26 protein-coding genes are annotated in these 26,577 nt (G+C 34.9%); 15 read left to right on the forward strand and 11 right to left on the reverse strand.

From position 1 onward, the window contains the following. The first annotated feature begins 7 nt into the window (after nucleotides 1-7). The gene (locus tag GWI68_RS18500) at nucleotides 8-1,015 is read left to right on the forward strand and encodes an MFS transporter (RefSeq protein WP_243733462.1); all 1,008 of its coding nucleotides are present in this window, start codon (nucleotides 8-10) and stop codon (nucleotides 1,013-1,015) included. A 104-nt stretch (nucleotides 1,016-1,119) separates the two neighbouring features. Then, entirely contained in the window at nucleotides 1,120-1,389 is a 270-nt protein-coding gene (locus GWI68_RS20535; RefSeq protein ID WP_243733464.1) for a hypothetical protein, read from the forward strand. A 52-nt stretch (nucleotides 1,390-1,441) separates the two neighbouring features. Here the strand turns inward: GWI68_RS20535 and GWI68_RS18505 are convergent, their stop codons facing one another. Next, nucleotides 1,442-2,818 (reverse strand): IS1 family transposase, encoded by a 1,377-nt coding sequence (locus GWI68_RS18505; protein WP_166541230.1) that lies wholly within the window; start codon nucleotides 2,816-2,818, stop codon nucleotides 1,442-1,444. Nucleotides 2,819-2,987: 169 nt separating this feature from the next. Here GWI68_RS18505 and GWI68_RS18510 point away from each other — a divergent pair, with 169 nt between their 5' ends. Further along, the gene (locus tag GWI68_RS18510) at nucleotides 2,988-4,547 is read left to right on the forward strand and encodes a bifunctional UDP-sugar hydrolase/5'-nucleotidase (RefSeq protein ID WP_166541231.1); all 1,560 of its coding nucleotides are present in this window, start codon (nucleotides 2,988-2,990) and stop codon (nucleotides 4,545-4,547) included. A gap of 188 nt (nucleotides 4,548-4,735) precedes the next feature. Next, nucleotides 4,736-5,479: a DUF4184 family protein gene (locus GWI68_RS18515; protein WP_166541232.1), complete on the forward strand. Its 744-nt coding sequence runs from the start codon at nucleotides 4,736-4,738 to the stop codon at nucleotides 5,477-5,479. A gap of 87 nt (nucleotides 5,480-5,566) precedes the next feature. On the opposite strand, the gene mnmH is transcribed toward GWI68_RS18515, so the two are convergent. After that, entirely contained in the window at nucleotides 5,567-6,652 is a 1,086-nt protein-coding gene (mnmH, locus tag GWI68_RS18520) for a tRNA 2-selenouridine(34) synthase MnmH (RefSeq protein WP_166541233.1), read from the reverse strand. A 316-nt stretch (nucleotides 6,653-6,968) separates the two neighbouring features. On the opposite strand from mnmH, the gene GWI68_RS18525 reads away from it, so the two are divergent. The 4 genes from GWI68_RS18525 to GWI68_RS18540 are packed head-to-tail and all read left to right on the forward strand — an operon-like array spanning nucleotide 6,969 to nucleotide 11,564. After that, nucleotides 6,969-7,205, forward strand: a complete 237-nt coding sequence (locus tag GWI68_RS18525; protein WP_227336871.1) for a YtcA family lipoprotein — start codon at nucleotides 6,969-6,971, stop codon at nucleotides 7,203-7,205. 6 nt (nucleotides 7,206-7,211) lie between these two features. Then, nucleotides 7,212-8,252, forward strand: a complete 1,041-nt coding sequence (gene mdtN, locus GWI68_RS18530) for a multidrug transporter subunit MdtN (protein WP_109408243.1) — start codon at nucleotides 7,212-7,214, stop codon at nucleotides 8,250-8,252. After that, on the forward strand, nucleotides 8,242-10,095 hold the full coding sequence (locus GWI68_RS18535; RefSeq protein ID WP_166541235.1) for an FUSC family protein: 1,854 nt from the start codon (nucleotides 8,242-8,244) through the stop codon (nucleotides 10,093-10,095). Before mdtN ends, GWI68_RS18535 begins: the two co-directional genes overlap by 11 nt. Then, nucleotides 10,095-11,564, forward strand: coding sequence for a TolC family protein (locus GWI68_RS18540; protein ID WP_166541236.1), 1,470 nt, complete (start codon nucleotides 10,095-10,097; stop codon nucleotides 11,562-11,564). The genes GWI68_RS18535 and GWI68_RS18540 overlap by 1 nt, the downstream gene beginning before the upstream one ends. 81 nt (nucleotides 11,565-11,645) lie before the next feature. On the opposite strand, the gene GWI68_RS18545 is transcribed toward GWI68_RS18540, so the two are convergent. Then, complete coding sequence (locus GWI68_RS18545; RefSeq protein WP_227336955.1) at nucleotides 11,646-12,734, reverse strand: linear amide C-N hydrolase; 1,089 nt, start codon at nucleotides 12,732-12,734, stop codon at nucleotides 11,646-11,648. A gap of 102 nt (nucleotides 12,735-12,836) precedes the next feature. On the opposite strand from GWI68_RS18545, the gene GWI68_RS18550 reads away from it, so the two are divergent. Further along, a complete protein-coding gene (locus tag GWI68_RS18550; RefSeq protein ID WP_166541238.1) occupies nucleotides 12,837-13,250 on the forward strand; it encodes a DUF6122 family protein in 414 nt (137 codons plus the stop codon). A gap of 38 nt (nucleotides 13,251-13,288) precedes the next feature. Here GWI68_RS18550 and GWI68_RS18555 read toward each other — a convergent pair whose 3' ends face one another. Beyond that, complete coding sequence (locus GWI68_RS18555) at nucleotides 13,289-13,720, reverse strand: DMT family transporter (RefSeq protein WP_166541239.1); 432 nt, start codon at nucleotides 13,718-13,720, stop codon at nucleotides 13,289-13,291. A gap of 3 nt (nucleotides 13,721-13,723) precedes the next feature. After that, nucleotides 13,724-14,179, reverse strand: coding sequence for a DMT family transporter (locus tag GWI68_RS18560; RefSeq protein WP_166541240.1), 456 nt, complete (start codon nucleotides 14,177-14,179; stop codon nucleotides 13,724-13,726). 97 nt (nucleotides 14,180-14,276) lie between these two features. Between GWI68_RS18560 and GWI68_RS18565 the strand changes: the two genes are divergently transcribed. After that, on the forward strand, nucleotides 14,277-15,200 hold the full coding sequence (locus GWI68_RS18565) for a LysR family transcriptional regulator (RefSeq protein ID WP_166541241.1): 924 nt from the start codon (nucleotides 14,277-14,279) through the stop codon (nucleotides 15,198-15,200). Here the strand turns inward: GWI68_RS18565 and GWI68_RS18570 are convergent, their stop codons facing one another. Next, the gene (locus GWI68_RS18570) at nucleotides 15,201-15,677 is read right to left on the reverse strand and encodes a hypothetical protein (protein ID WP_166541242.1); all 477 of its coding nucleotides are present in this window, start codon (nucleotides 15,675-15,677) and stop codon (nucleotides 15,201-15,203) included. A 197-nt stretch (nucleotides 15,678-15,874) separates the two neighbouring features. Between GWI68_RS18570 and yegD the strand changes: the two genes are divergently transcribed. From yegD to GWI68_RS18595, 5 genes are all read left to right on the forward strand, one after another. Continuing rightward, complete coding sequence (gene yegD / locus GWI68_RS18575) at nucleotides 15,875-17,227, forward strand: molecular chaperone (RefSeq protein WP_166541243.1); 1,353 nt, start codon at nucleotides 15,875-15,877, stop codon at nucleotides 17,225-17,227. A 114-nt stretch (nucleotides 17,228-17,341) separates the two neighbouring features. Next, nucleotides 17,342-18,367, forward strand: a complete 1,026-nt coding sequence (locus GWI68_RS18580) for an aminotransferase class I/II-fold pyridoxal phosphate-dependent enzyme (RefSeq protein ID WP_166541244.1) — start codon at nucleotides 17,342-17,344, stop codon at nucleotides 18,365-18,367. A gap of 164 nt (nucleotides 18,368-18,531) precedes the next feature. Beyond that, nucleotides 18,532-18,795, forward strand: a complete 264-nt coding sequence (locus GWI68_RS18585) for a DUF3811 domain-containing protein (protein ID WP_109408254.1) — start codon at nucleotides 18,532-18,534, stop codon at nucleotides 18,793-18,795. A gap of 140 nt (nucleotides 18,796-18,935) precedes the next feature. Next, complete coding sequence (locus tag GWI68_RS18590) at nucleotides 18,936-19,400, forward strand: hypothetical protein (protein WP_166541245.1); 465 nt, start codon at nucleotides 18,936-18,938, stop codon at nucleotides 19,398-19,400. A 3-nt stretch (nucleotides 19,401-19,403) separates the two neighbouring features. Further along, on the forward strand, nucleotides 19,404-19,997 hold the full coding sequence (locus GWI68_RS18595) for a putative adenosine monophosphate-protein transferase Fic (protein WP_166541246.1): 594 nt from the start codon (nucleotides 19,404-19,406) through the stop codon (nucleotides 19,995-19,997). Here the strand turns inward: GWI68_RS18595 and GWI68_RS18600 are convergent. From GWI68_RS18600 to GWI68_RS20190, 5 genes are all read right to left on the reverse strand, one after another. Then, on the reverse strand, nucleotides 19,994-20,752 hold the full coding sequence (locus tag GWI68_RS18600) for a hypothetical protein (RefSeq protein WP_166541247.1): 759 nt from the start codon (nucleotides 20,750-20,752) through the stop codon (nucleotides 19,994-19,996). The genes GWI68_RS18595 and GWI68_RS18600 overlap by 4 nt on opposite strands. Before the next feature lie 134 nt (nucleotides 20,753-20,886). Beyond that, nucleotides 20,887-22,341, reverse strand: a complete 1,455-nt coding sequence (gene xylB / locus GWI68_RS18605) for a xylulokinase (protein ID WP_166541248.1) — start codon at nucleotides 22,339-22,341, stop codon at nucleotides 20,887-20,889. A 72-nt stretch (nucleotides 22,342-22,413) separates the two neighbouring features. Beyond that, the gene (gene xylA, locus GWI68_RS18610; RefSeq protein ID WP_166541249.1) at nucleotides 22,414-23,730 is read right to left on the reverse strand and encodes a xylose isomerase; all 1,317 of its coding nucleotides are present in this window, start codon (nucleotides 23,728-23,730) and stop codon (nucleotides 22,414-22,416) included. A gap of 10 nt (nucleotides 23,731-23,740) precedes the next feature. Further along, complete coding sequence (gene nhaC / locus GWI68_RS20185) at nucleotides 23,741-25,216, reverse strand: Na+/H+ antiporter NhaC (protein ID WP_109408257.1); 1,476 nt, start codon at nucleotides 25,214-25,216, stop codon at nucleotides 23,741-23,743. 6 nt (nucleotides 25,217-25,222) lie between these two features. After that, nucleotides 25,223-26,392: a MalY/PatB family protein gene (locus GWI68_RS20190; protein WP_208105247.1), complete on the reverse strand. Its 1,170-nt coding sequence runs from the start codon at nucleotides 26,390-26,392 to the stop codon at nucleotides 25,223-25,225. Nucleotides 26,393-26,577 lie beyond the last annotated feature (185 nt).

Here is a 26,577-nt window from a genome sequence, read left to right on the forward strand (position 1 = left end):
CAAAAAAATGAATACCCAACAACGCATCGCCTTATTTGTTCTGCTATTAGCAGGATTTGTCACAATATTTGATTTATTTGTCGTCAATGTCGCTATCGTGAATATTGAACAAACGCTCAATGCAACACTAACAGAACTCACATTAATTATCGTAGGATACGAATTAGCCTTTGGTTTATTATTAATTACAGGAGGGCGACTCGGTGATATTTACGGCCGTCGTACCCTTTATCGCATTGGTATGTTTGGTTTCACTTTAACATCTGTATTGTGTGCAGTTTCTCCTAATGCAGTCAGTCTTGTTATTGCTCGTTGTCTGCAAGGATTAACCGCAGCGTTATTGTTCCCCCAAGTTTACTCAAGTATTCGCCTCAATTTTGATGATATACAGGCTAAAAAAGTATTTGGTTTATTAGGAATGACATTAGGATTAGCAGCAATAGCAGGGCAAGCATTAGGAGGGCTTTTAATATCGTTAAATATTTTTGGGCTTGAGTGGCGTACTATTTTTTTAATTAATCTTATCATTGGTATTATTGCATTGGCACTTTCTCACTATTTAACGCAAAGTGAGACTCTAGATTATATAAGATTAGATATTGGCGGTGTTGTTTTATCTGCTTTAAGTATAACGTTCACATTACTTCCTTTATTAATGTTACCTATCTGGGGGTGGAAATTACATAGTACGTTACTTTTTCTTTTCGGACTAATATTGTTAACACTGTTTATTTACAATGAAAATCGATTAAAACAGCAAGGAAAACAACCGCTTTTTGATCTTATTTTATTTACTAATCGCCCTTATGTAATTGGGATCGGAATTGTTGTTTGTGTATATGCAACATCATCGGCTTTCCCTATGATGATGTCGATATTATTACAAAGTGGATTTAAACGTTCTGTTCTCGATTCTGGATTAATTTTTGTTCCATCAAGTATAGGTTTTGTTCTTTCATCATTATTAACACCTAAATGGATAAGAAAGTTTGGTGAGCTGTTTGTTATGCTTTAAGCTATCTCTTTTTAATTGGAGGTATTTATTATCTAATATCGCCAGAAAATAGCTCTCTTGTGATCCCATTCCTATTCTTAGTTGGCTTTACACAAGGCATGATAATGACACCCATGCTTAATTTAGTATTAACAAAAGTTAAATCCGAATTTGTTGGTATCGCTTCAGGATTAACTGCAACATTACAACAAGTTGGCGCAGCTATAGGAGCAACTTGTGTTTCAATTATTTTACAATTTAGTCTTAGTCACACACTTTCAACAAATATGATTGAGCAATATAAGATTGCATTTAGTTTTAGTATGATTTTCAATTTTATTATGGCTATATGTGCCACATTGCTATTAAGAAAAATAGTCATCAAAAATAGATAAATTAGCTGATATAAAAATATCTTATAAACACTTTTAATAAGATATTTTTATTTTAATTAAACAGTGACTTTATCGTTATCTTCTCTTTTATTAGTTCTATTTTTTGTGCTGGTGTTTTACTCTCATTGGAAAGGCAATAATTATAATAAAAGCTATAAATAGACAATAATATATTTACTGTACTAGGCGATAGCTTTCTTAAAAACACATCAGGAAATTTATCTTTAAATGATTGAATAAATAGATGGCTGTAATCAAGAGAAGGGGAAATTTTAGTATAAAAACTAACGTCATCTGTTTTATTTAACCCCAAATTACATAGGTAGAATAACTCTCGATTATCTTGAGATATAAACTCATACCATTTATTATTCCACCAACCCAGCGTATAACTTCCTTTATAAGTAAAATCTGGTGTTAAGCGAGTTCCCGTTGAAACCACATAATAAAGGTTAGATATTCTTTGCTTTATTTCTTTGCCATAGGCAACCATACACCCACCACGGATAAAACTATCATGATAAATAAAATGATGTTTAATACTTATTGGGAGAATAAACTTTAATTTAAGAAAGTGAAAATGTGATAAAACAACAGGTTCAATAATATGCTCAGAGCAAATTTTTTCTGTGTATTGAATTTGACCGAAACTTTTCCTACTATTTATTTGCTCATATCGCATAATAATATTATCGAGTAATACACCTTGAGTATTATCTAATGTCTCTTTTTTAGTGTTGTTATGATATTGACTATCAGAGCTCACTAATATTTCACTCCAATTGACACTCGAAATAAAAACATAACCTGTTTTAGAACAACAGGTTACCATTCCAAAAAGTTCATTTGAAAAGCCTTTTTTTGTGTTGTTACGGCAACTCAACGTAAATACATTTGTTTGCAAATCATAAGTTTTATTTTTATCTAATAACTTTTCATATTGCCTTGTTTTTATTTCTATTATCTTTTCAATAGCAGATAGTTTTCTATAAAAAAGAGCAGGGGTAATGTTTAAATTCTTAATAATATAAGTGGGTGTTTGCGAATGTAAAATAAGAAGCTCTATTATTTTATTATTAAGAGATTTTAAATCCATATTATTTTTAAGAGAAAAAACCGTATTACACTGTTTACATTGATAGCGTACCGTTCCTTTTCCCGTTTTGCCATAAAGTATTTTTTCTGATGAATCACAATTTGGACAGTGTTCATTAATATTTAAATTAAAGAAATCAATATAAGGATTTAATAATTCCTTTATATCTTCATTATTAATTAATACACTACTACCACCACAACAATTACAATAAACGGCAGGAAAACCTAATTTAAAAGACGGGATCACATAGGCATTTTCTACAACTTCAGAAAAATGCTCACAACTCTCTGTTTTACATACATTAACATTAATTTCTTTTACTATTTTCATCAGCTCTTATCACGAAAAACCAACACGAAATGATAATAACATAATTCAACTACACGTAATGCTAACGCACTGTGATAATTATCATACTTTTAACAAGTCAGGTGTTATTAACTGAATACCGAACATCAACCAAGTTATTTCAGTATTTTTATTATTACAGGATATTATTATGAATAAGCCCGTTCTTATATTACCTCTGTTAATTGGCGCTTTATTAGGAAGTTCTTCCGTATTCGCTCAAGAAATTACTATTTATCATACTAACGATTTACACGCGAATGCCGTTCCTTTTAAAGCACCTTATGTTAGTAAAGATAGATTAGTCGGTGGGTTTGCAAATATTGCGACCATTGTTAAAGATGCTAAAAAAAATAATCCAGGCGTTTTATTTCTTGATGCTGGCGATTATTTTACAGGACCTTATTTAAGTACTTTAACCCAAGGTGAAGCCATCATCGATATCATGAACGAGATGTCTTTTGATGCGGCTTCTGTGGGTAATCATGAATTCGACCACGGTGTAGAAAACATGGTGACTCAACTTAAAAAAGCAACATTCCCTGTACTTTTAGGCAATGTTTTCTATCAAGATAACGGCAAAGCTGTCTGGGATAAACCGTATATTATAATAGAAAAAGAAGGCGTGAAATTTGGTGTAATTGGATTGCATGGTAAGTTTGCTTTCTATGACACGGTTAATAAAGATAAACGAGAGGGTGTTGAAGCAAGAGATGAAGTTGAATACCTTAATAAATATCTTAATGAACTGAAAGGAAAAGTTGATATAACCGTATTACTCGTTCATGAAGGCGTTCCAGCAAGACAATCTAGTTTCGGCTCAGCTGATGTCGCTCGTATGCTACAAAAAGATATTGAATTAGCACAACAAGTAAAAGGACTAGATATTTTAATTACTGGTCATGCCCATGTGGGTACACCAGAGCCTATTAAAGTAAACAACACGCTGATTGTTTCTACGGATGCTTATGGCATTAACGTTGGAAAATTGGTGTTAGATATAAACGACAAAACTAAAAAAATTGATAACTATAAAGGCGAGTTAGTTAATATCTTTGCTGATGAACACAAGCCTGATCCAGATACACAGAAAAAAATAGAAACATGGACTAAAAAATTAGATGAAATTGCACAACAAAAAATTGGCAATACTCAGAATGAACTAACACGTTCTTATGGTGAGTCTTCTGAAATTGGTAATTTAATTACTGATGCTTTTTTAGTCACAGATAATCGAGCACAAGTTGCTTTTGTTAATAGTGGTGGCATTCGTAACGAGATCCATAAAGGAGATATTACGATCGGGGATATTATTAGTATGTTCCCATTCCCAGATGATTTAACTTACATGGAGTTAAGTGGTAAAGACTTACGGGATTTAATGAACCACTCTGCAAATTTAACTAATGGTGTATTGCAGGCATCTAGTGGTTTTGAAATGAAATATGACAGTACTAAACCTGTAAATGAACGTGTTGTTTCAGTTTCTATCAATGGAAAACGTGTTGAAGATAATACTTACTATCCAATTATTGCTAATTCATTCTTAGCGAGAGGCGGAGATGGTTTTACAGCCTTCACTCAGGGTAGAAATGCTAAAGATATTCCTAATACTAGTGCGGCTACAGCAGTGATTGAATATATTAAGCAAAAAGTCACTATCAACATGCCTAAAGAAGAACGAATTATTGATATCTCTACAAAAAAATAGTGTGTAAATAATCAATAACCCATCATCTAACGCCATTAATATTCTCACCATTAGTGGCGTTTTTGTATTAATGACAATGAACCTCTTTAATCTTAATAATCGTTGTGATATCAGATAAAGCTTAGCTAATCTACTGATATACTCATACTAATTTTTGTTATTCATCTTCATATTATAGAGATATTCCTATGCCGTGGACTTTTTCACATCCTTCTATTGTTTTCCCCATAAAGCAGTCCCAAATAGGAAAAAACCTTAATTTACCTGCATTAATTGTGGGAAGTACTTCACCGGATTTACTCTATTCTTTTGGTTTATACCAATCAGCAACAACAGCACATGATTTATTAGGTTGGTTTTATACTGCATTTCCTTTTTGTATCTTCGTTTTTATCTTAAATTACTTATTCAGAAATCCATTAAAATATGTATCGCCCATACCTTTATATGACCCTCTAAAATTCAATCTTCGGACATTGAGTCTATTTGTTTTATCCCTGTATATTGGCGCAGTAACGCATATTGTATGGGATTCATTTACCCATGAAACAGGAACTGCCGTCAGATTTTTTTCTGTACTACAAGCACAGTTATTACAAGGAATGACCGATAGCCAAGAGATTGCGATTTATAAATTGTTACAACATTTAGGCTCGGTATTAGGGCTACTTTATTTGTGTTGGAAATACATTCAATACCAGCGTAAACAAGACCATCTAACACAAAAAGAAAACCGTATTAAATTATATCGTTTAGTTGGGATCGGCTTTCTGTCTGGGTTATGTGCTTTGCCTTTAGCTTTGCAATTCTCAAATAGAGGACAGGGGATCAACATTAATCGATTTATTTTCTTAGAGCTATCTTTAGCTGTGCCTTTTTTCTTTGGTTTAATGATAATCTTAGGGTTATGGTTATATCAAACTAAAACTTGACCAAGTAAACTAGGAAAGCCCCATAATATAAATTTATGAGGCTTTTCTTTGGTGTCCGTATTTAATAGAGAAAATCTTAGCTATTTATTAGTTTTTAAACCACTGCATGACTTCTTCGTAACTTCCTTGGTAAATAATTTTATCTGCCTTTTTGCTTAATTGATAACGATACATAGGATCGTAATACTCTTTCAGTAAAGGAGTTAACCAAGTAAAGTGTGCTTCAGTATTAGCTTCTTTTTTTTGTATTTCTAAAGCATTATCGAGTAATTGTGTTAATTCCGCAGCGCGTTGAGATCCCAATCGACGACGGATAGCAAATAAACCATGATGTAAATAATCGCTATAAGCTTGCCAGCCTTTATCTTCGCCATATATCTCTAAAAAATCATGAGTCATACGATCAAAATACTCCGCTTTTAAACGCTCAATACGTCGCTCTAAGGGATCATCAACAACAACGATTGATGCCTCGGCCATTTTTGCTCGCAAACATTCAGGTAATCCATTAGCCCCAATAGCACGACCTTCATCCTCAAGCACCCATCTCGGGTATTTTTGTGATTTTTTCAACATTTCAATACCAAGATGGTTTTCAAATGTCGCTTGAGGAAATTGATCTTCAACAGTACGGCCAAAAGAAGAGCCTCGATGATGGGCAATACCTTCAAGATCAATACCTTCAGGTAATGAACGCACTAATGTCGTTTTTCCATTACCAGTACATCCACCAATAAGGATAATAGGGCGCTGAACGAATTCATTGGTCATTTCAATAACAGTCTGTCTTAACGCCTTATATCCACCTTCAATTAATGGATAATCTATACCGATTTCTTTAAGCCATTGCTGAACGATATGAGAACGCATTCCTCCACGAGCACAGCAAATATAACCATTTGGAAATTGCTCACAAGCTTCACGCCAAGCTGCGATACGGTTATCACGAATTTCACCACTAACCAATTGATGTCCTAAATCAACTGCTTTTTGTGAGCCTTGTTGTTTATAACAAGTTCCCACGGCCGCGCGCTCTTCATCATTCATTAAAGGCAAATTAACCGCATTAGGGATCGAACCTTGATTAAATTCAATAGGCGCACGCACATCAATAATAGGTGTGTTAGTAGCAAGAATATGTCGAATATTTTGAGCAGAAAACGCTGATTCCATAATAAAAATTGTAATATCTAGTCGGGCTGAAAGATTAGCTACTATACTCTTAAAATCATGTAACGCCCATAATTACAGTCATATTTGAAAATGGAGTCCTTCTTTCAATAAAAAAATTTAAGATAAGGCTATAGATTGATAGATAAAAAACATCTAACATCTATTTGATGGGATGTTTTAGATTAATTCATTGATTAAATACTATAAATAAAAACACTATCGTGTTGAAAACGGACCATAAAATTTATCGAAAAATGACGAGTGTATTACCTTGGATATAATAAAAAAATATTATCGTATTACTAGCTTGAGCATAATGATATTGCTGTTATCAGGTTGTTCTCGAGGCCATTCTCCTTTTATTAGTATGTTAGGCGCCTATTTCCCATATTGGATGTTATGTACATTTATTGGCTTATTAGGGGCTTTGGTCATACGTGTGTTACTTATCTATTGGGGTATTGATGATAAATTGCCACTTCCTTTAATCTTTTATTTTGCAATATTGTTATCAATTTCTTTAACCATCTCTTTATTTTATTTTTCTTATTAAAAAATTATGGATAAAAAAATCAAAAAAAAGCTGGCACTTATAATCACGGTGAGCGTTTTTGTGATTACACTCATCTTATTGTGGAAAAACATTCAATTATCAGCGTTAAATCCACTCAGTGAAGATGCAATAATTGATGCCAATAAAATTAACATATCATCAACTGTGCCAGGTCGAATTAGTGCTATTTACGTCAAAGAAAATAGCAAGGTTAATAAAGGGGATTTACTGTTTACTATCGATCCCACTATGTACGCATTAAGAGTTCAGCAAGCAAAAGAACAACTCATGATTGCTGAAGCAACATTAAGTAACAAGCAACGTATTATTATTGCAGAAACATCAAATTCAGAAGTTGCAGAAGCACAAATAAAACGTGCTCAAGTCAATTTATTATTAGCGACTCAATCACTCAATAGATTAGAGCCATTATTAGCAAAAGGATTTGTGACCGCACAACAAGTTGATGATGCTAGAACATTAAAACATGATGCAGAAGTCACATTAAAACAGGCACAAAAACAAAATGTCGCCTCAGAAGCCTTAATTAATAATACAGATTCAGAAGTAGCATTAGTGAAATCGTTAAAAACCTCATTGGCAATGGCTGAATGGGAATTAAGTAATACTGAAGTAAAAGCACCAAGCAATGGCTACGTTGCTGGATTAGTGCTATCACCAGGTGAATTTATTATTTCTGGACAGTCTGTTTTTACCTTAATTGATACTGATACTTGGTATGCTTCAGCTTATTTTAAAGAGACCGATTTAAATAATATAAAAATAGGCAACTGCGTCGTTATTTATTCAATGATTGATAATAAACATCCCATTAAAGGCAAAGTAGAAGGTATTAGCCGAGGGATCATGTCAACTGATCTTATTAATATTCCAAGAGACTTACCTTATGTACCTAAATCATTAAATTGGGTTAGAGTTCAACAACGGTTTCCTGTTAAAGTCACTATCACCAATCCACCAGAAGATCTTATGCGGGTTGGCGCTACAGCAACTGTTAATATAATAGCTAATGACGATGATTGTTAAACCCTCTCTAATAGTGAAACAAGTCAAAAAAGACTTGTTACCCTTTGATTTTCGTTTAGCAACTACTTGGCGCATTGCATTGCTTTGTGCATTAATGGCTGCTATTGCGATGATTTATGAAATTCCCGAATCCGCAATAAGTTGCTATTTAATTATCTATTTAATCAAAGCTGATGCTGTACAAAATATATTATTATCTGTTGGCGTAATTATTTTATGTTCTATTGTCGTGTGTATTATCTTTGTTCTTTTTAATCTCACGATACAAAACATTATTTTACGATTCTTCTTTATGGCTTTGTTTTCAGCCGTTTTTATGTACTTAGCATCGGCCAGTAGCCTTGGTGATATTGGTAATTTAGTCGCTTTAGTTATCGCCTTTTTAATGACTTTAATTGATGATATCCCTGTCGGAGATGTTGCAACAAGAGCATTACTTTACGCATTATTGATGGCAGTATCTCCAATGTTATTGGTTATTTTATTTAATTTCTTTGTTGGCATTAGCCCAAGAAAATTACTGTTAAACAGAATCGCCAAACGCTTTTCTACTGCAAGTGATTTCTTTTTAGGAAGAAAAGAAAGCCAACTCGAAATTAGTGAATTACTGAGTACACAAACAGAATGTAAACGTTATTTAATATTTATTAAAATATTTTATTTACGGGGAAGAGAAGATATTCAATGGTTAGAGAACATTATTGATAACTCTTATAAAATATTAATTATGTCATTAACTTTTGATAAAAATACACCAACTTCTATACGTTTTCTTCTTTCTAACAGATGTTTAGAAATTGCCGATTGTTTTACACATCGTCAAATAGATAAAATAAAAGATAAACAACAAGAACAATATACAATAAGTAAACTTCGCTTATTAAATACTTTTGATAAGATTTTATCTAATAAAAGAGAAACTAAACCGGTACAGAAAAAAACACCTTTTTTTGTTAGTGATGCATTTACAAATCCTAACCATAAATACTTCGCTTTAAAAACCACTATAGCCGCTATTCTATGTTATATTTTTTATGATTACTTTAAATGGCAGGGTATTCATACTGCAATGATCACTTGTTATGTTGTGGCATTAACATCTGTCGGTGAAACAGTTCATAAATTAACATTGCGGATCACCGGATGCCTAATTGGGGCACTAATTGGCATGATTTCACTGCTCTATATTATCCCTAACTTATCTGATGTTTTTGAATTAATGGTGCTGATCTTTTTCTGTTTATTACCTGCAGCTTGGGTTGCGGTTGGTAATGAACGTATCTCTTATGCCGGCGTACAAGTCGGTTTAGCATTTTTATTAACAACATTACATGGATTTAAACCTAGTTTTGATATGGACGTGGTCTCTGATCGTATTTTAGGTATTTTGTTAGGTAATATTGTGATGTACATTATTTTCACAAAAGTATGGCCTTCAAGTATTGTTAATACAATATACAAACAAATCACCTCTATTTTAGATAATTATATAGACCTAAGATATTCGACGAATAAAAACGATATGTTAGATTTAGTTTCATCCGTAAATGAAGCTATCACACAGTCAAAAGACAATATAAACTTACTCATTTTTGAAAAAAAAGATAGAGAAAGAAATAAAAACCTAATGCTCTTTTTTAAAGAGTCATTAAATAAAATTTCTTATATTAGCTATCATAATTACGCTCATAAATTTATTTTTGAAGATAATTTTTCTTATTCAATTATCGATGAAAATTCAAAATATGAATTTAAAAAAGACATCCTTAACAAAGAAATGAAAATATTACCAGCAGATGAAAGAGAGCTTGTATTTAAACATTTAATAAGAGAAAAACTATAATGATAAATTTAGTCATTAATAACAAGAAAAATATTCTGTCATCTCTGTTAAGCCTATTACTTGTTGGTTGTGTTGACACAAGCAGTTCATTTAAGCAATATTCTCAAGAGCCTATCGCTTATGATAATACTCAATATCTTTCCTCACCTGCTGAGCAATACTTATCTCTCCCTCAAGAACGAACGGTTAAATCTCACTATGCTTTAGCTGACCTGATAGATTTAGGGCAACAAAATAACCCAGACACACGTATTGCATGGGAATTAGCCAAAAAATCAGCCACTGATATTGGTATGGTAGAAAGTACATATTTGCCAATTATCACAGCAACAGCGCTCGCAGGATATCAACATGGAAAAATTGATTTACCTAAAAATCCTATTGTTGATGATATAAAAACATCTAGTAGCGCTTTTATTCCAGCACTTACATTTAGGTGGCTTATTTTTGATTTTGGTAAACGAGGAGCATTAGTCGATGCTGCCAAACATACTTCATTAGCAATAAATCTTAATTTTAATCTGATGCATCAGAAGATTATTCATGATGTCTCGGTTGCCTATTTTAGCTATGGTGCTGCACAAAAAAAGGTGAATATTACTCAAATGGCCCTTCAAAGGAGTAAAGATATTTTATATGCCGTTGAGCAAAAACGAGTGAAGGGATTAGCGACCGTATTGGATGTAGCATTAGCAAAACAACAAGTTGCACAAATTGAATTACAAAACGTGTTAGCTAAAGGTCATGAAAAAGATCAATATCAAATCTTATTGTCTGCTATTGGCGTTTCACCTTTTGAAAAAATAACCATTAATTATGCCGCTGATAATTTTCTTCCTGATGATATTTCACCATTAACTCATGATGTGATAAAAAAAGCACTTGCACAACGTCCTGATGTTTTAGCGCAATATGAATTACAGCAAGCCGCAATTAAGGCTGCTAATTCTGTCGAATCTGACTATTTCCCTAAAGTATATCTTGCTGGTGCACTTGCAGGAGGAACAGGTAGCTTTGATGTTCAGGGGCTTCCTGATATTAGCCAAAGAACGTCATCTTCTAATATCTTGATTGGAGTCAGTATTCCATTATATGAAGGCGGAATACGTCAATCTAGAATGGCAAATGCACAGTCAGAAATTAGGCTAGCTCAAGAAAATTTACGCAAAAGCCAAGATCTTGCAATAAAAGAGATTTCAATTAGCGAAAATACACTCAAGTCAGCACTTGAGGCAAATAAAGCGTCTAAAAATTTAGTAGAGACAACACAATTAACCTATACCGCCAGTGTTGAATTTTATCGTAACGGATTGGGAACAGTAACCGAAATTAATACCGCAGAGATTGCATTATTAAATGCACAAATGTCTCAGATTGATGCCTATACAGGATCACAGATTGCAGCCGTTGATTTGGCATTTGCATTAGGTGAAATAGGTAGGGCCTTGCCTAATTCAGCATCATATTAAAAATATTTCTTTTGTATATTGTTATCTTAGTAGAGGCGACGTTAATAATAAGTCGCCAGCCTCTAACACAACGATGAAAGATTATTTACTCACGTTAATCTGTTCAAAAACAGGATTATTCATATCTTTAAACTGTGAAAGAGAATATTCGGTATAGTTGATATCGTTATAGCCTCTTATTTTCATTACACCATTCGTTAAATCAGATAACGTTGTCCAAACCGTGTATTCCGTTTGCAGTTGATTACTGGTGCTTTGACTTTCTCCCATGATATCAGCCGTGATATTTTTTGTTCTATCAAAGCGATTCATAATGTGCGCTAGGGTATTCATCGCTTCAGGTGTCGATTCGGCTGTTGGTGCATAGGTTGAAAAATAAACCGCGCGGATAAAACGACCGACAGACGTATCTGATGAAGGTAATTGAGATGTTGCAATGCCACTATCAGGCTGTACGACATTGATATTAGCCAATTTACCTGAAGATTTATCAATATTAGTTAATTGGCTATAATTATTAAGGTTAGTTAAATGCCAAGGAAAGTCTGGACCATTTGTCATTACACGGGTTGGATTTTGATAAACGTGTAATTTACCATTTGTGGCTTCAACGACGATACTGCCACCTTTTTTATCATAGAAGGCATAGTGAAAAGGCGATTTTAGATTGCCAAAGTTTTTTAACACAGGGGCCCAAAAATAACCTGACTCAACCGCTTTTTGTACTTCTTCAACTGTTGAAAAATTAGCTAATGCCCATTCACCGATAGAAGTGACGGGAATGGCTTTATCATAATCCTTTTTATCAAGCGGTGATAATTCAGCTTCTGTTATCATATTGGCGCTAAATGACAAACCCGCACTATTTAAACCTTGTAATAAGTTATGATCATCACCATCAAAAAAGATATCGGTTGTAACGGCTAATATGTCATATTTATTGCTATAACTTAGGCTATTTTCACCATTAGGAGCTTTTTTTGTAAATTGTGTATTTTTAGGATAAAAAGTAACCCATGAAGGTAAATCTGCCGTCAGTTCAAGTGTTCTACCTTGGTAAACGTTATTATTTTTATCAAGTATAGCCAAACTAGAGCAGGCTTCACTCGCTACTGAAACTGCGAGTAATGAGGATAATAAACCAACCAATATTGTATTGCGTTTCATTATGAATTCCTTAATTAAAAAACTCCTTTAAAGTTAGTTCAAATAAAGAATACAACAACTATTTGGTAATTAAATAATAAATATTTTTAGAGCATTGGGGATCTTGTGATACTTGAAATTTTTAGAACACTTTTACACTATAGCTTGCATTTTCTGGTACCCATTTTATTAGGCTATTTTTTCTGGCGTAAGGATTGGAAGATAGCCTCACTGCTTATGATCGGAACAATGGCCATTGATATTGACCATTTGCTAGCAACACCTATTTTTGATCCCAATCGTTGTAGTGTTGGATTTCATCCATTACACACGGGTTGGGCCGCTTTGGTTTATTTGGGTATATGGTTTTTACCTTCATGGAAATTAAAAGCCATTGCAGTAGGATGTTTATTCCATTTATTTACCGACTCGATTGACTGCTATTTAGGTGGATTAAAACCCAATCTAACAATAACGATGAGTTGTGATAAAAATTACTTTATATCCAATTTCAGTAATAACTTTATTAGTCAAAAATAGGAAAAATAAAAAGGGAGGGATAAACCTTCCTTTATTTTTTATTTAAATTGCTTAGTAAATTTTATTAATACACCACCAATAATCAATAAAATACCTATTATTTGCAATAGTAGGTTATTGCTTTCAACACCACTGCATATATCAATAATCAGACTTGAGATCATTTGTCCGCAGATGGCTAAAACAGAAGTTAACATGACACCCAACAGCGGTAAAACATAACTATTAATGACAACGAAGAACGCGCCAATAATACCACCAGCAAAGGCAATTAAAGGGATCGTTGATAGTTCAATAGAATGATAATCTTTTATCCATAAAACAAAGACAGTTAAGAATATAAAACCAATTAAGTGATTGATTAAAGAGCTATAAAAAGCATTACTATTTTGTGCTAACTTACCATTTAAAGTACGGCTTGTTACAATACAGACACCATTAAACAATGCAATTAAAATAAAAATACTCATTAGTTATCTACCTATAATTAATAATGTGCTACCAGAAATAAGTAAAAAGCACATAAACAAATCGCGTAGGATAATTTTTCTTTTTTCAACCCCGAACCATCCCATTGCATCAACAATAACACTAAAAAGAATTTGTCCTGTTATCATTAAAATAATACTACCTGAAAGTGATAATGAGCTATTTACTGTAATTGCAGCTAATAACACCGTAAAAGCACCAGGTATCCCACCCAAATACCATAGAATTTTTATCTTATTATTATTTTTCTTGTTCTGTTGATTCTTTCTTAAATATAAAATATATATAATTAAAGAGAAAAGAGTTCCTATAGCGTGTGTTATCCATGATGCGGTTAATGGTGTTGTAAAACTAGCTAAATAGCTATTACTCATAATCATTAATGAAAGTAAAACGCCAGAAAAGACCGCAACAAGAGAGAGAATATACTTGTTATTCATAATATTAAATTTGTATAAATTATTTTTGTGTAGGCTTAAAATATTCCTTTTTGAGAATACTGGCAAGGAAACACACTGTTTACTCTAGGTTGACAATATGAATGATATGAACGTTTTTCCCATTCTGATTGCTGTGGCTGAGCATTTGAGTATTACCAAAGCAGCCAAAACATTGAATATGACAAAATCAGCGGTCAGTAAGGCCATCCAAGGTGTAGAAGAGAAATTAGGTATACGCCTATTTCATAGAACGACAAGAAGTGTCAGCTTAACTGAAGAGGGCATTGTCTATATTGGCTATATTCGGGGATCTTATAAGTTAGCTGTAATGGCAGAAGAGGCCATTTCACAATTTAGCGATAAAGCCAAAGGCAACATTAAAATTTCAGCGCCCATGTCATTTGGTACGTTACATCTTGCTAAAATAATGCCTTTATTTATGCAGAAGTACCCAGAGCTTGATGTACAACTTTTATTTGATGATAAAGTAACGGATTTAGTAGCAGAAGGGTACGATCTTGCAATTAGAATTGGTGAATTACCCGATTCCTCATTAATAGCGCGTCAATTATCACCTTGTCATAGCCAACTTTACGCTTCTTCAGAGTATCTTGAAAAATATGGTGAACCCACACAAGTTTCTGAGCTAAAAAATCACAATTGCTTATCGTATTCATTATATCAAGCTGGCTTAGAGTGGATTTTTTATCAAAGAGGTAAAAAATATAGCCATATTCCTAAAGGTAGTTATCGTGCCAATAACAGTGAAGCATTATTACAAGCCGTTTTGCAGGGAATAGGTATTGCTTTACTCCCTCATTTTATTACTCAAACAGCCTTATCAAATACAGATAAAAAACTTATCCCAATATTGACGCACTTCGATTTACCTGAACACTTTATTTATGTAGTTTATCCTGATAAAAAAAATCTTCCTCGCAAGATAACGCTATTTGTTGATTTCTTAAAAGAGCAGTTTGGTGTTCATAGCGACTACCAACGCAACATTGAAAGAAAATGATCACAATAAACGATTATCATCACCGAAAAAGTCACCTGTTAACCACTGCGTTACGGTTTTAGCATTAATTTGATTTGCTTGTAGCTTTTCAATCGCAAAGTATTCAGGGAATGAGGAATCTGATTCATCAGACTCTCTTTCAAGTTGTTCTAATTTAGAGAGGGCATTTTCATAGTTATCAAAAATAACTTTAATATCTCGATAGATCTGACCAAAACCTTCACTAAAACGTGAAACAATATAATAAAAATCTGAAAGAGGGATATTACAACTAAAAGTGTCTAATTTCACTTCTTCAACTTCGATCCATCTGTCCTTTTCAGTGAGAACTTTAACTTGATTTTCGTCGTTTTGATTATCTTTAATGAAAGTCATTTTTGCTTTTTCAGCAGCATCTCTGTTGTCAAAAGCCCCTAAAATAAAATCAGGGCCTTCATAATCAGATATACCTATAATGCATAAATAAATTATCTTCATGTTTTTTGCGCCTTCTTGAAAAAATCTCTAATAATTTTATAACCATTTTAATTTTGTTAAGAATATTATAAGCCCCCCATACACTAAATTACTTGGCTCATTGACACTCTTTTTGACTTTATAATCTGGTGGTAATTGCAAAAATCTTGATGTAGAGTGCTCAGTCTTTTTTTAATGAAGTCTATTGGGGAGGCTGAATGTTTATAGGCTTTGATTACGGAACATCGAATTGTTCTGTTGCAATCATGAAAGAAGGAAAACCGACTCTTTTGCCTTTAGAAGGTAATGATGTCTATATTCCATCGACCCTTTGTGCGCCAACCCGTGAATCTGTTTCTGAGCACTTATTTCGCCATTTAAATATTAAACCTTCCAGTGAAATTGGCGAACAATTACTAAGAAAGTCGATTGCGTTTAATCGAGAAGAAGATATTGAATTAGTTCCTGAAGATATTCTTTTCGGACAATCCGCACTAAGTTTATATCTACGTGATCCGCGCGATGTCTATTACGTTAAATCACCGAAATCCTTTTTAGGGGCTTCTGGCCTGCATGATATACAAATTAGCTTCTTTGAAGATTTAGTGTGCGCCATGATGGCGAATATTAAACATCAAGCAGAAAAAAGCACACAAGAAGCAATTACAGATACCGTTATTGGCAAACCTATTAACTTTAATGGGTTAGGTGGTGAAACGTCAAATAAACAAGCAGAAAGTATTCTTATCCGCGCAGCTAAAAGGGCTGGCTTTAAGAATATTATGTTTGAATTTGAACCAGTAGCGGCTGGGCTTGAATATGAATCAACCTTAAATAAAGACCAAACAGTGCTCGTCGTTGATATTGGCGGAGGTACAATAGATTGTTCATTAATTCAGATGGGGCCGAGTTATCAAGGAAAAACTGATCGTTCAAACACCTTACTAGCCCATAGTGGACAACGTGTTGGTGGTAATGATCTTGATATTTACCTTGCTTTTAAACAGCTTATGCCTTTATTCGGTATGACAGGATTAACTTCTTCTGGTATTAAATTACCGCTGAAACAATTCTGGGATCCCATTGCGATTAATAATGTCGAAGCACAAAAAGATTTTTATTCTCGTCAAAATTTAGCCGCATTAAATCAACTTAGACGAGATGCAAAAGAACCTGAAAAAATAGCTCGTCTAATCGAAGTGTATAATGAAACACTGGGTTATAGCATTGTTCGACGTGCTGAAGAAGCTAAAATTGCTTTATCAGATTCTCCTGAATATATTGCTAATATCGCCTTATTAAGTGAAACATTAGAATGCACCATTGAGCGTGAACAAATGGTGGAGTCGATTGAATCCCCTAAAAGTAAAATGATTGAATTAGTTAATGACGCTGTTCAACAAGGGGGAATAAAACCGGATGCTATCTTTATGACGGGTGGCTCAGCGCGTTCACCGATTTTATGCCAAGCAATAGAACAACAATTACCTAATATTCCTATTGTGAAAGGGAATGATTTTGGATCGGTTACCGCAGGATTAGCACGCTGGGGCGAGGTCTGCTTTAAATAACTTACATTTTCAAGATATTAAAGCGCTTTACATTTAATCGGTGTATTGATTAGATGTGGAGCGTTTTTATTTATAAAACACAATAAAAAAATACAACATTTGACAGGAGAACACATGTACCGCTTCCAAAATGATTATAATGAAATTGCACATCCCGCGGTCATGAAGGCAATCACGGATACAGTGGGTCAACGCTATGATGGATATGGCATGGATACGCTTTGTCATCAAGCTGCTCACTCAATAAAACAGCGTATTCAACAGCCTGATGCGGATATTCACTTTTTTAATGGTGGTACCATCACTAATTTAACCGCGATTTCTCATTTTTTACGCCCACACCAAGCTGTTATTTCTGTGAGTACAGGACATATTGCAACACATGAAACCGGCGCTATTGAAGCAACAGGGCATAAAGTTATCACCACATTTTCGGCTGATGGTAAATTAACCCCTGCATTATTAAAACCTATTCTTGCTGAACATAACGATGAACATTGGGTTCAACCTAAGCTTGTTTATATTACGAATGCCACCGAAATTGGTACGGTTTATCGTAAAACAGAACTACAAGCACTCCGTGATTTCTGTAACGAGCATAATTTGTGGTTGTACCTTGATGGTGCGCGTTTAGCCGCAGGATTAATGTCAGCTCAAAGTGATCTGACTATTGAAGATATCGCCAGTTTAACCGATGCGTTTTATATTGGTGGTACTAAAATCGGTGCAATGTCAGCTGAAACGCTAGTGATTTGCCATCCTGCATTAAAATCTGATTTTCGTTTTAGCTTAAAACAAAAGGGTGGATTACAAGCAAAAGGTTGGTTATTAGGTGCGCAATTTGAAGCTTTATTTAAAGATGATCTCTATTTTAAATTAGGCAAACACCTTAATGAAATGGCATCACAATTAACCGAATTCTTTACTGCACAAGGTTTTGAATTTTTAGCACCGCCAGAATCTAACCAAGTTTTTGTTATTCTGCCAAACACGATTGCGGAAAAATTAACACAACAGTTTGTTTTTCATCGTGTATTACTTGAAGATCTTAATTTGAGTTGCTTACGTCTTTGTACTTCTTGGGCAACAACACAGCAAGATATCGATGGATTTAAAACAGCATTTCTGCAATTAGTTTAATTTGTTATTTACAGTTATTGTTTATGCATTACGCACTTATTCAGGCGTAATGCATTTTTAATGTAATAATAAATTAATTTCTCCAATTTTAAATATAATGATGGAGAGGAATCTTAATAGTGTTATATTAATCTCTCCTCACTCAACATAAGTAGGGTAAAAGAATGAAGAAACTGACACTCCAAGAAATGACAGATGCCCAACGAATGCGAGTAAGAACCCGAATAGCTCAAGAGAAAAAGAAGTTCGGACGTGAATTAACTAATGCTGAAATGAACAGAACCAAAGACTCCATTATTACCGAAATCTCCCTCGAAGTTGAAAAAGCCACCAAAAAAGCACAAGCCCTCAAGAAAAAACAGAAATTAGCCCCTAGTGATGAAACTTATAGTTGGTCAGCCAAAAACCATCGTAGTGGGTATCGTTAATTTTTTTCCTTGCTAGTAAGCCCTATTACTAGCAAGGAATTACCTTGAAAGTCGTATTTTCAATTACTATTGTTAAATAAAAAAACACGATATAGTATGATGAATATATCAGTAAATTTTAGAGAATGAGAGCTTTGAACATGTATATTAAAAATATTTTAAAAACTAATAATATAGAGGATTTAAAATTATTAGGTTCTTTTAATGAGCTCGTCAAAATTATCGAAAATGAACTTGATACAAAAATTATAGTTACAGATTGGATTTCATTATACAAAACTATAATGTCAATTAATGACTTTATTCTTTGGTTAAATTCAGGTGATTCATTAAATTATAAAATGGGATCTTTTTTAGATACTAAAAAACAACTATCAGAAAAACTGGGATTTACAATTAAAGCAAAGAGTTGGAAGGCGTTAGAATTAAAAATAGACAAATTAAAGAAATTACCTGTTTTAAATAGTTTTGATCCCTACGAATATTATGAAAAATATAAATTAGAGAAATTTTGTGATAGTTCAAAATTAGAGGGGTTAGATATAAAAATTCCTGATGAATCAACAAGTTTAGAAAAAATTCTAGCAAAGTATTATCAAGGATAACATATGGACAAATATGACGTCATCCACGACCATTATTGTTATTCTGGCTCAAGTACCTTAAAAAACAAATTAAACATAAAAAATATTGAACTCCTAGAGGAAGCAGAAAGAGAAATTACTGCCATTACAATTAAAAATATTAGATTTTTCCTTCCTCCTTATAATTTAGATTACCTTTGTTATATACATTATCAACTTTTCTCTGAACTCTATGATTGGGCGGGAAAAATCCGAACAATTGATATATCTAAAGGAGGAACACGATTTTGTACCAATACAAGAATTGCTATCGAAGTGAATAAATTATTTTTACAACTAGAAAAAGAAAACTGGCTAATTAATCTAAAACGACACGATTTCTGTAAAAAACTTGCTGAGTATTATATTGAGTTCAATATGATCCATCCTTTTAGAGAAGGTAACGGAAGAGTTCAGAGGCTATTTTTTGAGCACCTATCGTTAGCTGCAGGTTATGATTTAAATTGGAAAAATATTGAACCAGAAGAATGGATTCAGGCTAATATCGATGGAGTAAATATTAATTACGTGCCAATGGAAAAAATATTTAGCCGGATCATAACCCTTCCAAAAAATTAATTCCCTGCACTCTGAACAACAACACCCAATAAAGCGCCTAATGGAGCCAGTAATACATCACCAATAATAAATACCGGTGTACCTATTGTATTACCTACTAAATTTCCGACATTCGTTTTTGGTGTGCCTTTTAAATCATAAAGAGCAATATTAATAGGTTTAGGTAACACTTTTTCTACGATAACCACATATCTCGTTTGGTTACGTTCAAAAACATTGGCATTGATCCAAAAATCAATACACCACTGCAAGCTACCATCTTGTGCTTTGCACTCTTTTTTAAAATGAGCCTGTTCTAGCTCTTTTATTTCACTTTCCAGTAGTTTTACTTCAGGATTGATTGAAAATAAGAAAACACCTTGAATATCAGAAGCTAAAATATTATCGCCTTTATTAACGTGTCTATTTTGAATTTCAAAAGGAACGGCACCTTGAGATGCTATTCTGGCGCTAAATTTCATTTTTGGCATATATTTATAGATAACTTTTAATGGGTAATCACCATAAGAGATATTATAAATTCGGGTTTTACTCGCTAGTGACATCCCTCTAAGTGAAATAGCGCTACCATCTCGTATAACTAATGGCTCTTTATCTTCTTTTAATTCCAATTTAACGACTTCAGTAATTACATCTTTATATTCTTCTTCATAATGATAAGTAAAATCTGAAACAGGATTATTGTTCCATAGAGATTTAGTCATACAACCCGTTAGCAATGATACTCCGATGATAACTAAACCTAATTTTTTCATTTTGCCTTCTTATCTATTATGTTTTCAATATAGAGAGATCTCATAGTGCATCTTATCTTACAACTGTAAGTGAAAAATAAAACCACTCTTTATTGAGTGGTTTTAAGTATTACCCTGATATTGACGCAATATTGCTATATTTCCATCGTATCAATCAATGAATATAGCTTTTTAAAAGCATGATATTTTTTTTCGTATGTTTTATGTTTTTCTAAATTGGGTGTATGGCGTTTTTCAAGCTTAGGTTGAGAAAGAATTACTTGTGATGAATGAGCAGGGTTTACTGCTAATTGTGCTAGTCTTGCTGCACCAAGTGCAGGGCCAACATCACCACCTTGGCGATAATCAAGGGTTTTTCCTGTAATATCTGCCAGAAGTTGTCGCCAATATTCGCTTCTTGCACCACCACCAATTAACGTAATGTTATCCGTTAATTGTCCAGCATTATCAGCAACTTCAATCCCTTGTCGTAACGCAAAGCTTACACCTTCAAGAACAGCTAGGCATAAGTCAGCACGTTGATGTTCATGAGTTAATCCCCAAAAAACACCTTTGGCATTAGGGTTGTTATAAGGCGTCCGTTCACCTGAAAGATAAGGTAAAAAGAGTAGAGGGCTATCAGCAAAAGTAGCGTGTTCAATCTCTTCAAACATCGCACTCACACTCTCAATTCCTGTCAATTGACACACCCAATCAAGACATGATGCTGCACTTAACATCACTGACATTAAATGCCAAGTATTGGGTAATGCGTGACAAAAACTGTGTACTGCATCGTCACTATTTTGGAGAAATTTTTCGCTAACAACAAAATAAACACCAGAAGTACCTAAAGAGAGCATCGCCTGACCGGGTTGGTAAACGCCAACACCGATTGCCCCCGCAGCATTATCACCGCCACCCGCAATAATAGGTACTTGCTTCATTTGCCATTTTTTAGCCACATCAGCTAATAGATAACCGGTGATTTGATTACCTTCAAACAATGTTGGCATCTGCCGACGCGTTAAGCCTGTTGCACCTAAAAGTTCATCACTCCAGTCACGCTTTTGCATATCCAACCAAAGCGTACCGGCGGCATCCGACATATCACTGGCAAAATTACCACTCATCTTCCAACGTAAAAAATCTTTCGGTAATAAAACATGCGCAATACGTTGAAAATTTTCAAGCTCGTTTTCAGCAACCCATTGTAGTTTTGGTGCCGTAAAGCCGGGCATAACTAAGTTACCAGTGATTTTTTTAAACTGAGGATATTTAGCCTCAAGCATCTGACACTGTTTAAAACTACGGCCATCGTTCCATAAGATCGCAGGGCGTAAAACGACTTGTTGAGCATCAAGTAAAACGGCTCCATGCATTTGTCCGCTTAATCCAATTGCCTCTATTTGTTCCATCGGATAATTGCGACCAAGCTGGAGAATAGCTTCTTCCGTTGCTTGCCACCATTGCAGTGGATCTTGTTCTGACCATTGAGGGTGAGGGCGTGATATTGCTAAAGAAACAGAATGGCTGGCAATAACATCGCCTTGCTCATTCATGATGATCGCTTTAACGCTTGAAGTGCCTAAATCTAGCCCTAAATACATGAAATTACCTCATGACCTGTATCTAATTAATAAACACAGCGGAAAACCCGCTGTGTTATTACGTTTATGCCATTAACCAAAAATATAGCGATTCACTAAACTTTCTAGCATTTCTTGACGTCCACTTTGTAACTGTGGCGCTAATGTATTGCTTTGTGCGTATTTCGCCACATCTTCAAGGCTTAATTTACCTTGTAAGATATTTTGGCCAAATTCAGCACTCCAACCTGAATAGCGCTGTGCCGTGAATTTATCAAGGCCACCATCTTGGATCATTCTTGCCGCAATGCGTAATGCCATTGCCATTGTGTCCATTCCTGAAATATGCCCGTAGAATAGGTCATATTTATCATTGCTTTGGCGACGAACTTTAGCATCAAAGTTTAATCCACCTGTAGTAAAGCCACCTGATTTAAGAATTTCATACATGACTAGTGCATTTTCTTCTACACTATTTGGGAATTGGTCTGTATCCCAACCTAATTGCGGATCACCACGGTTAGCATCAACTGAGCCTAAAATGCCTAACGCAATCGCAGTTGCAATCTCATGGTGGAAGCTATGTCCTGCTAATGTTGCGTGGTTTGCTTCAATGTTTACTTTCACTTCTTTTTCAAGACCAAACTGCTTTAAGAAGCCATAAACGGTTGCAGTGTCATAATCATATTGATGTTTTGTTGGCTCTTGAGGTTTTGGCTCAATCAATAATGTGCCTTGGAAACCAATTTTGTGTTTGTGCTCAACCACCATCTGCATAAAGCGGCCAATTTGCTCTCTTTCTTGGCGTAAATCAGTATTTAACAGCGTTTCATAGCCTTCGCGTCCACCCCATAATACATAGTTTTCGCCACCCAGCGCTTTTGTCGCTTTCATCGCTTCACACACTTGTGTTGCGGCCCATGCAAAAACATCAGGATCAGGGTTTGTTGCAGCACCTGCGCCATAACGAGGATTAGTGAAGCAGTTTGCGGTTCCCCATAATAACTTAACGTTGGTTTCTTCTTGTTTCTGCGCTAATACGTCGGTGATTGCCGCCATGTTAGAAATATATTCATTGATGCTATTCCCTTCAGAAATTACATCGACATCATGAAAACAGTAGAAAGGAACATTGAGCTTATGAAAGAACTCAAAGGCCACATCTGCTTTACGCTTAGCTTGCTCTAAAGCTTCACCAGGTGTTTGCCACGGTCTATCAAAAGTGCCGATACCGAACATATCAGAACCATTCCAGCAGAAGTTATGCCAATAACAAGCTGCGAATCTTAGGTGATCTTCCATTCGTTTACCCAAAATAATCTCATCAGGGTTATAGTAACGAAATGCTAATGGGTTATCGCTTGTTGTGCCTTCATATTGAATTTGTTCAATTTTATTAAAGTAAGACATGGAACCGTCCTTATTTAGTATCAAGTTGTAATTCTGAATGTGATCCAAGCTCAGCAGTCATTTCTTCCTGCTCTTCTGGTGTTAATTTGGCAATGCCAAAGCCCGTAAAACCCCACAGCATGGCAAAGAAGATGCCACTCCAGCACAATACAGCCCAAGGTAAGTAACTTAAGGTTGCAACACCTAACGTACCCGCCATATAAGCGCCTGCAGCAGTCCACGGTAAAATAGGTTCAAAGATAGTGGCGGAGTCTTCTACAGTACGCGCCAGATTTTTAGGATGTAAGCCTCGTTCAATATAGGCACCACGTAACATTTCAATAGGAATAAGGATTGAGATTTGTCCATTACAGGTCACGCCAATCATGGTTAGTCCGCAGGCAATTGTGGCTAAGATCATTGAACCTGTTGAGTGCACCATTTTTAACAATGCATGGACAATCACTTCTAATGCGCCACTTAGCGATAAAGTACCAGCAAAAGAGAGGGCGCAGAAACAGATAAGCAGAGTGCTCATCATGGAGTTCATGCCACCACGATTTAGCAAATTACCTAACAATTCAGGAACTTCTTTACCTTGGATCATCGAGACGTTGAAACCATCAACCGCACTTTTTACGATGTCATGTAAACCAAAACCTTGAATAAGATAAGCGTTAAGCATCGCAATTGCGGCAGAAGCTAACATCACTGGGATAGTGGGTTTTTTCGTTACTGAACCATATAAAATCACTAATACTGGAATGAGAAGAATAAGATTGAAGTTATAAACATTCTCAAGACCATTAGTAATTAATGTCACTTTTTCTGGCACACCTTGACCCGCTAAATCGCCATTCATGCCATAAACCGTCATCACAATCGCCGTTAAAATCAGCGAAGGCAGTGTGGTATAAAGTAAGTGCCAAATATGTTGATAAAGGTCGATCCTTGCTGCCATTGCGGCAAGGTTAGTATCACCTGATAATGGTGAAAGCTTGTCACCAAAATAAGCCCCAGCAACTACGGCACCCGCTGTAGCTGCAAGGTTTGCTTCCATGCCCACTGCAACGCCCATAAATGCAACACCGATGGTTCCAGCAGAACCCCATGATGTTCCTGTACAGACCGACACCAATGACGTGACCAATAATGCTGTAACATATAGCATTTCTGGGCTGATCATTTTCAAGCCGTAATAGATCATCAGTGGAATGGTGCCACCAATCATCCATGTGCCTATTAACAAGCCCACACTGATTAAAATCAGCAATGCTGGCATAGTTTTAGCAATCTTTTGTGAGATAGCTGTTAAGATCTCGTCATAGCGATATCCCAACCGTTTTACTAACAGTGCAGCCACAACAGTCGAAAGCACCATTAATGGTTCTGGTGGTAAATCAAAAGCGGCATAGCCTCCTCCTAATAACACCACCATAGTGAGAATAGGAAAGAGCGATTCAAGAAGCGTAGGCGTTCTTGGGCTGTTTATCGTTTGCGTTTTCATTGTAATTTATTCCAAACTGGCGTGAGGTAAGGTACGAATAAGCCGAGTGAAAACGGTTTCTAATATTGAACGAGGTGTCGCGATATTAATGCGGAAAAAACCATCCCCAACCGCACCAAAACCACGCCCCCAACTCATTTCCACTTCGGCTAATGAAACAAACCAATGTTTTAGTTGTTCTTCGGTTAACTGCATTTTTTGGTAATTAACCCATAGCATGTAGGTGCCATGACTTTGTGTGATAACCCAATCGGGAAAGTGACGTTCACATTGTTCCTTTACCCAACGTCGGTTATCAGCAAGGTACGTTTTTAATTCACCAACCCATTGTTGGCCTTGTAAGGTATAGGCTTGTAAAAAAGCGGGAACAGAAAAATATCCTGGATTATGAATACCAGCGGCAATCAAACACTGTTTAAATTTTTCACGATATTCAGGGTTAGCAATCACAATATTCGCTATCTCTAGTCCTGCTAAATTGAAAGTTTTAGCTGGAGATGTACAAATAAAAGAGTGCTGTTCTACATAGGTGTTTAAAGATGAAATAGGGTGATAGAGAGCATCATCAAAAACAAAATCTGCGTGCACATCATCAGAAATAATAAAAACGTGATATTTTTGTGCAAGCTTTGCTATTTTTATTAAGTCAGTTTGTTGCCATACCGTACCTGTTGGATTGTGTGGTGAGAGCAACATAAAACAGACCGACTGTTTAAACTTATTTTCTAGATCGTCAAAATCAATTTCATAATAACCGTCACGATAAATTAATGGGCTTTCTAATAACTCGCGGTTATTTACACAAACAGCATTACTAATAGGATGATAAGCCGGAGACAGCGTTGTGACTTTATCGCCTATTTGTGTGAAATTCTGGATATAAAGTGAAACCGCTTGTATAACACGAGGACAAAATACAATCGTCTCAGGGGCAACTATCCATTGATATTGGCTTTTAAACCAATTAGCGGCAACATTATTCCAATCATGGCTAAGATCGGTATAACCATAAATTCCCTTGTGATTAAATTCAGCAAGTTTGTTTGTAATAAAATCAGGTGCAGCAATTTCCATATCTGCAACAGATAATGGAATAACATTGGCGTTACTATTACACCATTTTGCGCTATAGGTATTTTGCCTAGAAATTAATTTATTAAAGTTATTCTGATACATGAAAAATCTCCTCGGCAATCGTGTTTAAAAACAAAATACTCGTTGTTCTTAACATTGGTTATTCCTATTTTTTACTTTGCTATTATGAAATTTGGCTTGTGTGATAGTAATCACATAGCGATGAAAGCAAGTTCTTACAAATCTAAAGCTATGGTTTAATGCCAGCCTTGGGGAATAGGTAAACA

Source organism: Proteus sp. G2669 (assembly GCF_009915245.1).
Classification (GTDB): domain Bacteria; phylum Pseudomonadota; class Gammaproteobacteria; order Enterobacterales; family Enterobacteriaceae; genus Proteus.

Excerpts from the sequence above, each read along its gene's own strand:
- GWI68_RS18500 (WP_243733462.1), top strand. The coding sequence starts at position 8 with ATGAATACCCAACAACGCATCGCCTTATTTGTTCTGCTATTAGCAGGA.
- GWI68_RS20535 (WP_243733464.1), top strand. The coding sequence starts at position 1,120 with ATGACACCCATGCTTAATTTAGTATTAACAAAAGTTAAATCCGAATTT.
- GWI68_RS18505 (WP_166541230.1), bottom strand. The coding sequence starts at position 2,818 with ATGAAAATAGTAAAAGAAATTAATGTTAATGTATGTAAAACAGAGAGT.
- GWI68_RS18510 (WP_166541231.1), top strand. The coding sequence starts at position 2,988 with ATGAATAAGCCCGTTCTTATATTACCTCTGTTAATTGGCGCTTTATTA.
- GWI68_RS18515 (WP_166541232.1), top strand. The coding sequence starts at position 4,736 with ATGCCGTGGACTTTTTCACATCCTTCTATTGTTTTCCCCATAAAGCAG.
- mnmH (WP_166541233.1), bottom strand. The coding sequence starts at position 6,652 with ATGGAATCAGCGTTTTCTGCTCAAAATATTCGACATATTCTTGCTACT.
- GWI68_RS18525 (WP_227336871.1), top strand. The coding sequence starts at position 6,969 with ATGATATTGCTGTTATCAGGTTGTTCTCGAGGCCATTCTCCTTTTATT.
- mdtN (WP_109408243.1), top strand. The coding sequence starts at position 7,212 with ATGGATAAAAAAATCAAAAAAAAGCTGGCACTTATAATCACGGTGAGC.
- GWI68_RS18535 (WP_166541235.1), top strand. The coding sequence starts at position 8,242 with ATGATTGTTAAACCCTCTCTAATAGTGAAACAAGTCAAAAAAGACTTG.
- GWI68_RS18540 (WP_166541236.1), top strand. The coding sequence starts at position 10,095 with ATGATAAATTTAGTCATTAATAACAAGAAAAATATTCTGTCATCTCTG.
- GWI68_RS18555 (WP_166541239.1), bottom strand. The coding sequence starts at position 13,720 with ATGAGTATTTTTATTTTAATTGCATTGTTTAATGGTGTCTGTATTGTA.
- GWI68_RS18560 (WP_166541240.1), bottom strand. The coding sequence starts at position 14,179 with ATGAATAACAAGTATATTCTCTCTCTTGTTGCGGTCTTTTCTGGCGTT.
- GWI68_RS18565 (WP_166541241.1), top strand. The coding sequence starts at position 14,277 with ATGAATGATATGAACGTTTTTCCCATTCTGATTGCTGTGGCTGAGCAT.
- GWI68_RS18570 (WP_166541242.1), bottom strand. The coding sequence starts at position 15,677 with ATGAAGATAATTTATTTATGCATTATAGGTATATCTGATTATGAAGGC.
- yegD (WP_166541243.1), top strand. The coding sequence starts at position 15,875 with ATGTTTATAGGCTTTGATTACGGAACATCGAATTGTTCTGTTGCAATC.
- GWI68_RS18580 (WP_166541244.1), top strand. The coding sequence starts at position 17,342 with ATGTACCGCTTCCAAAATGATTATAATGAAATTGCACATCCCGCGGTC.
- GWI68_RS18585 (WP_109408254.1), top strand. The coding sequence starts at position 18,532 with ATGAAGAAACTGACACTCCAAGAAATGACAGATGCCCAACGAATGCGA.
- GWI68_RS18590 (WP_166541245.1), top strand. The coding sequence starts at position 18,936 with ATGTATATTAAAAATATTTTAAAAACTAATAATATAGAGGATTTAAAA.
- GWI68_RS18595 (WP_166541246.1), top strand. The coding sequence starts at position 19,404 with ATGGACAAATATGACGTCATCCACGACCATTATTGTTATTCTGGCTCA.
- GWI68_RS18600 (WP_166541247.1), bottom strand. The coding sequence starts at position 20,752 with ATGAAAAAATTAGGTTTAGTTATCATCGGAGTATCATTGCTAACGGGT.
- xylB (WP_166541248.1), bottom strand. The coding sequence starts at position 22,341 with ATGTATTTAGGGCTAGATTTAGGCACTTCAAGCGTTAAAGCGATCATC.
- xylA (WP_166541249.1), bottom strand. The coding sequence starts at position 23,730 with ATGTCTTACTTTAATAAAATTGAACAAATTCAATATGAAGGCACAACA.
- nhaC (WP_109408257.1), bottom strand. The coding sequence starts at position 25,216 with ATGAAAACGCAAACGATAAACAGCCCAAGAACGCCTACGCTTCTTGAA.
- GWI68_RS20190 (WP_208105247.1), bottom strand. The coding sequence starts at position 26,392 with ATGTATCAGAATAACTTTAATAAATTAATTTCTAGGCAAAATACCTAT.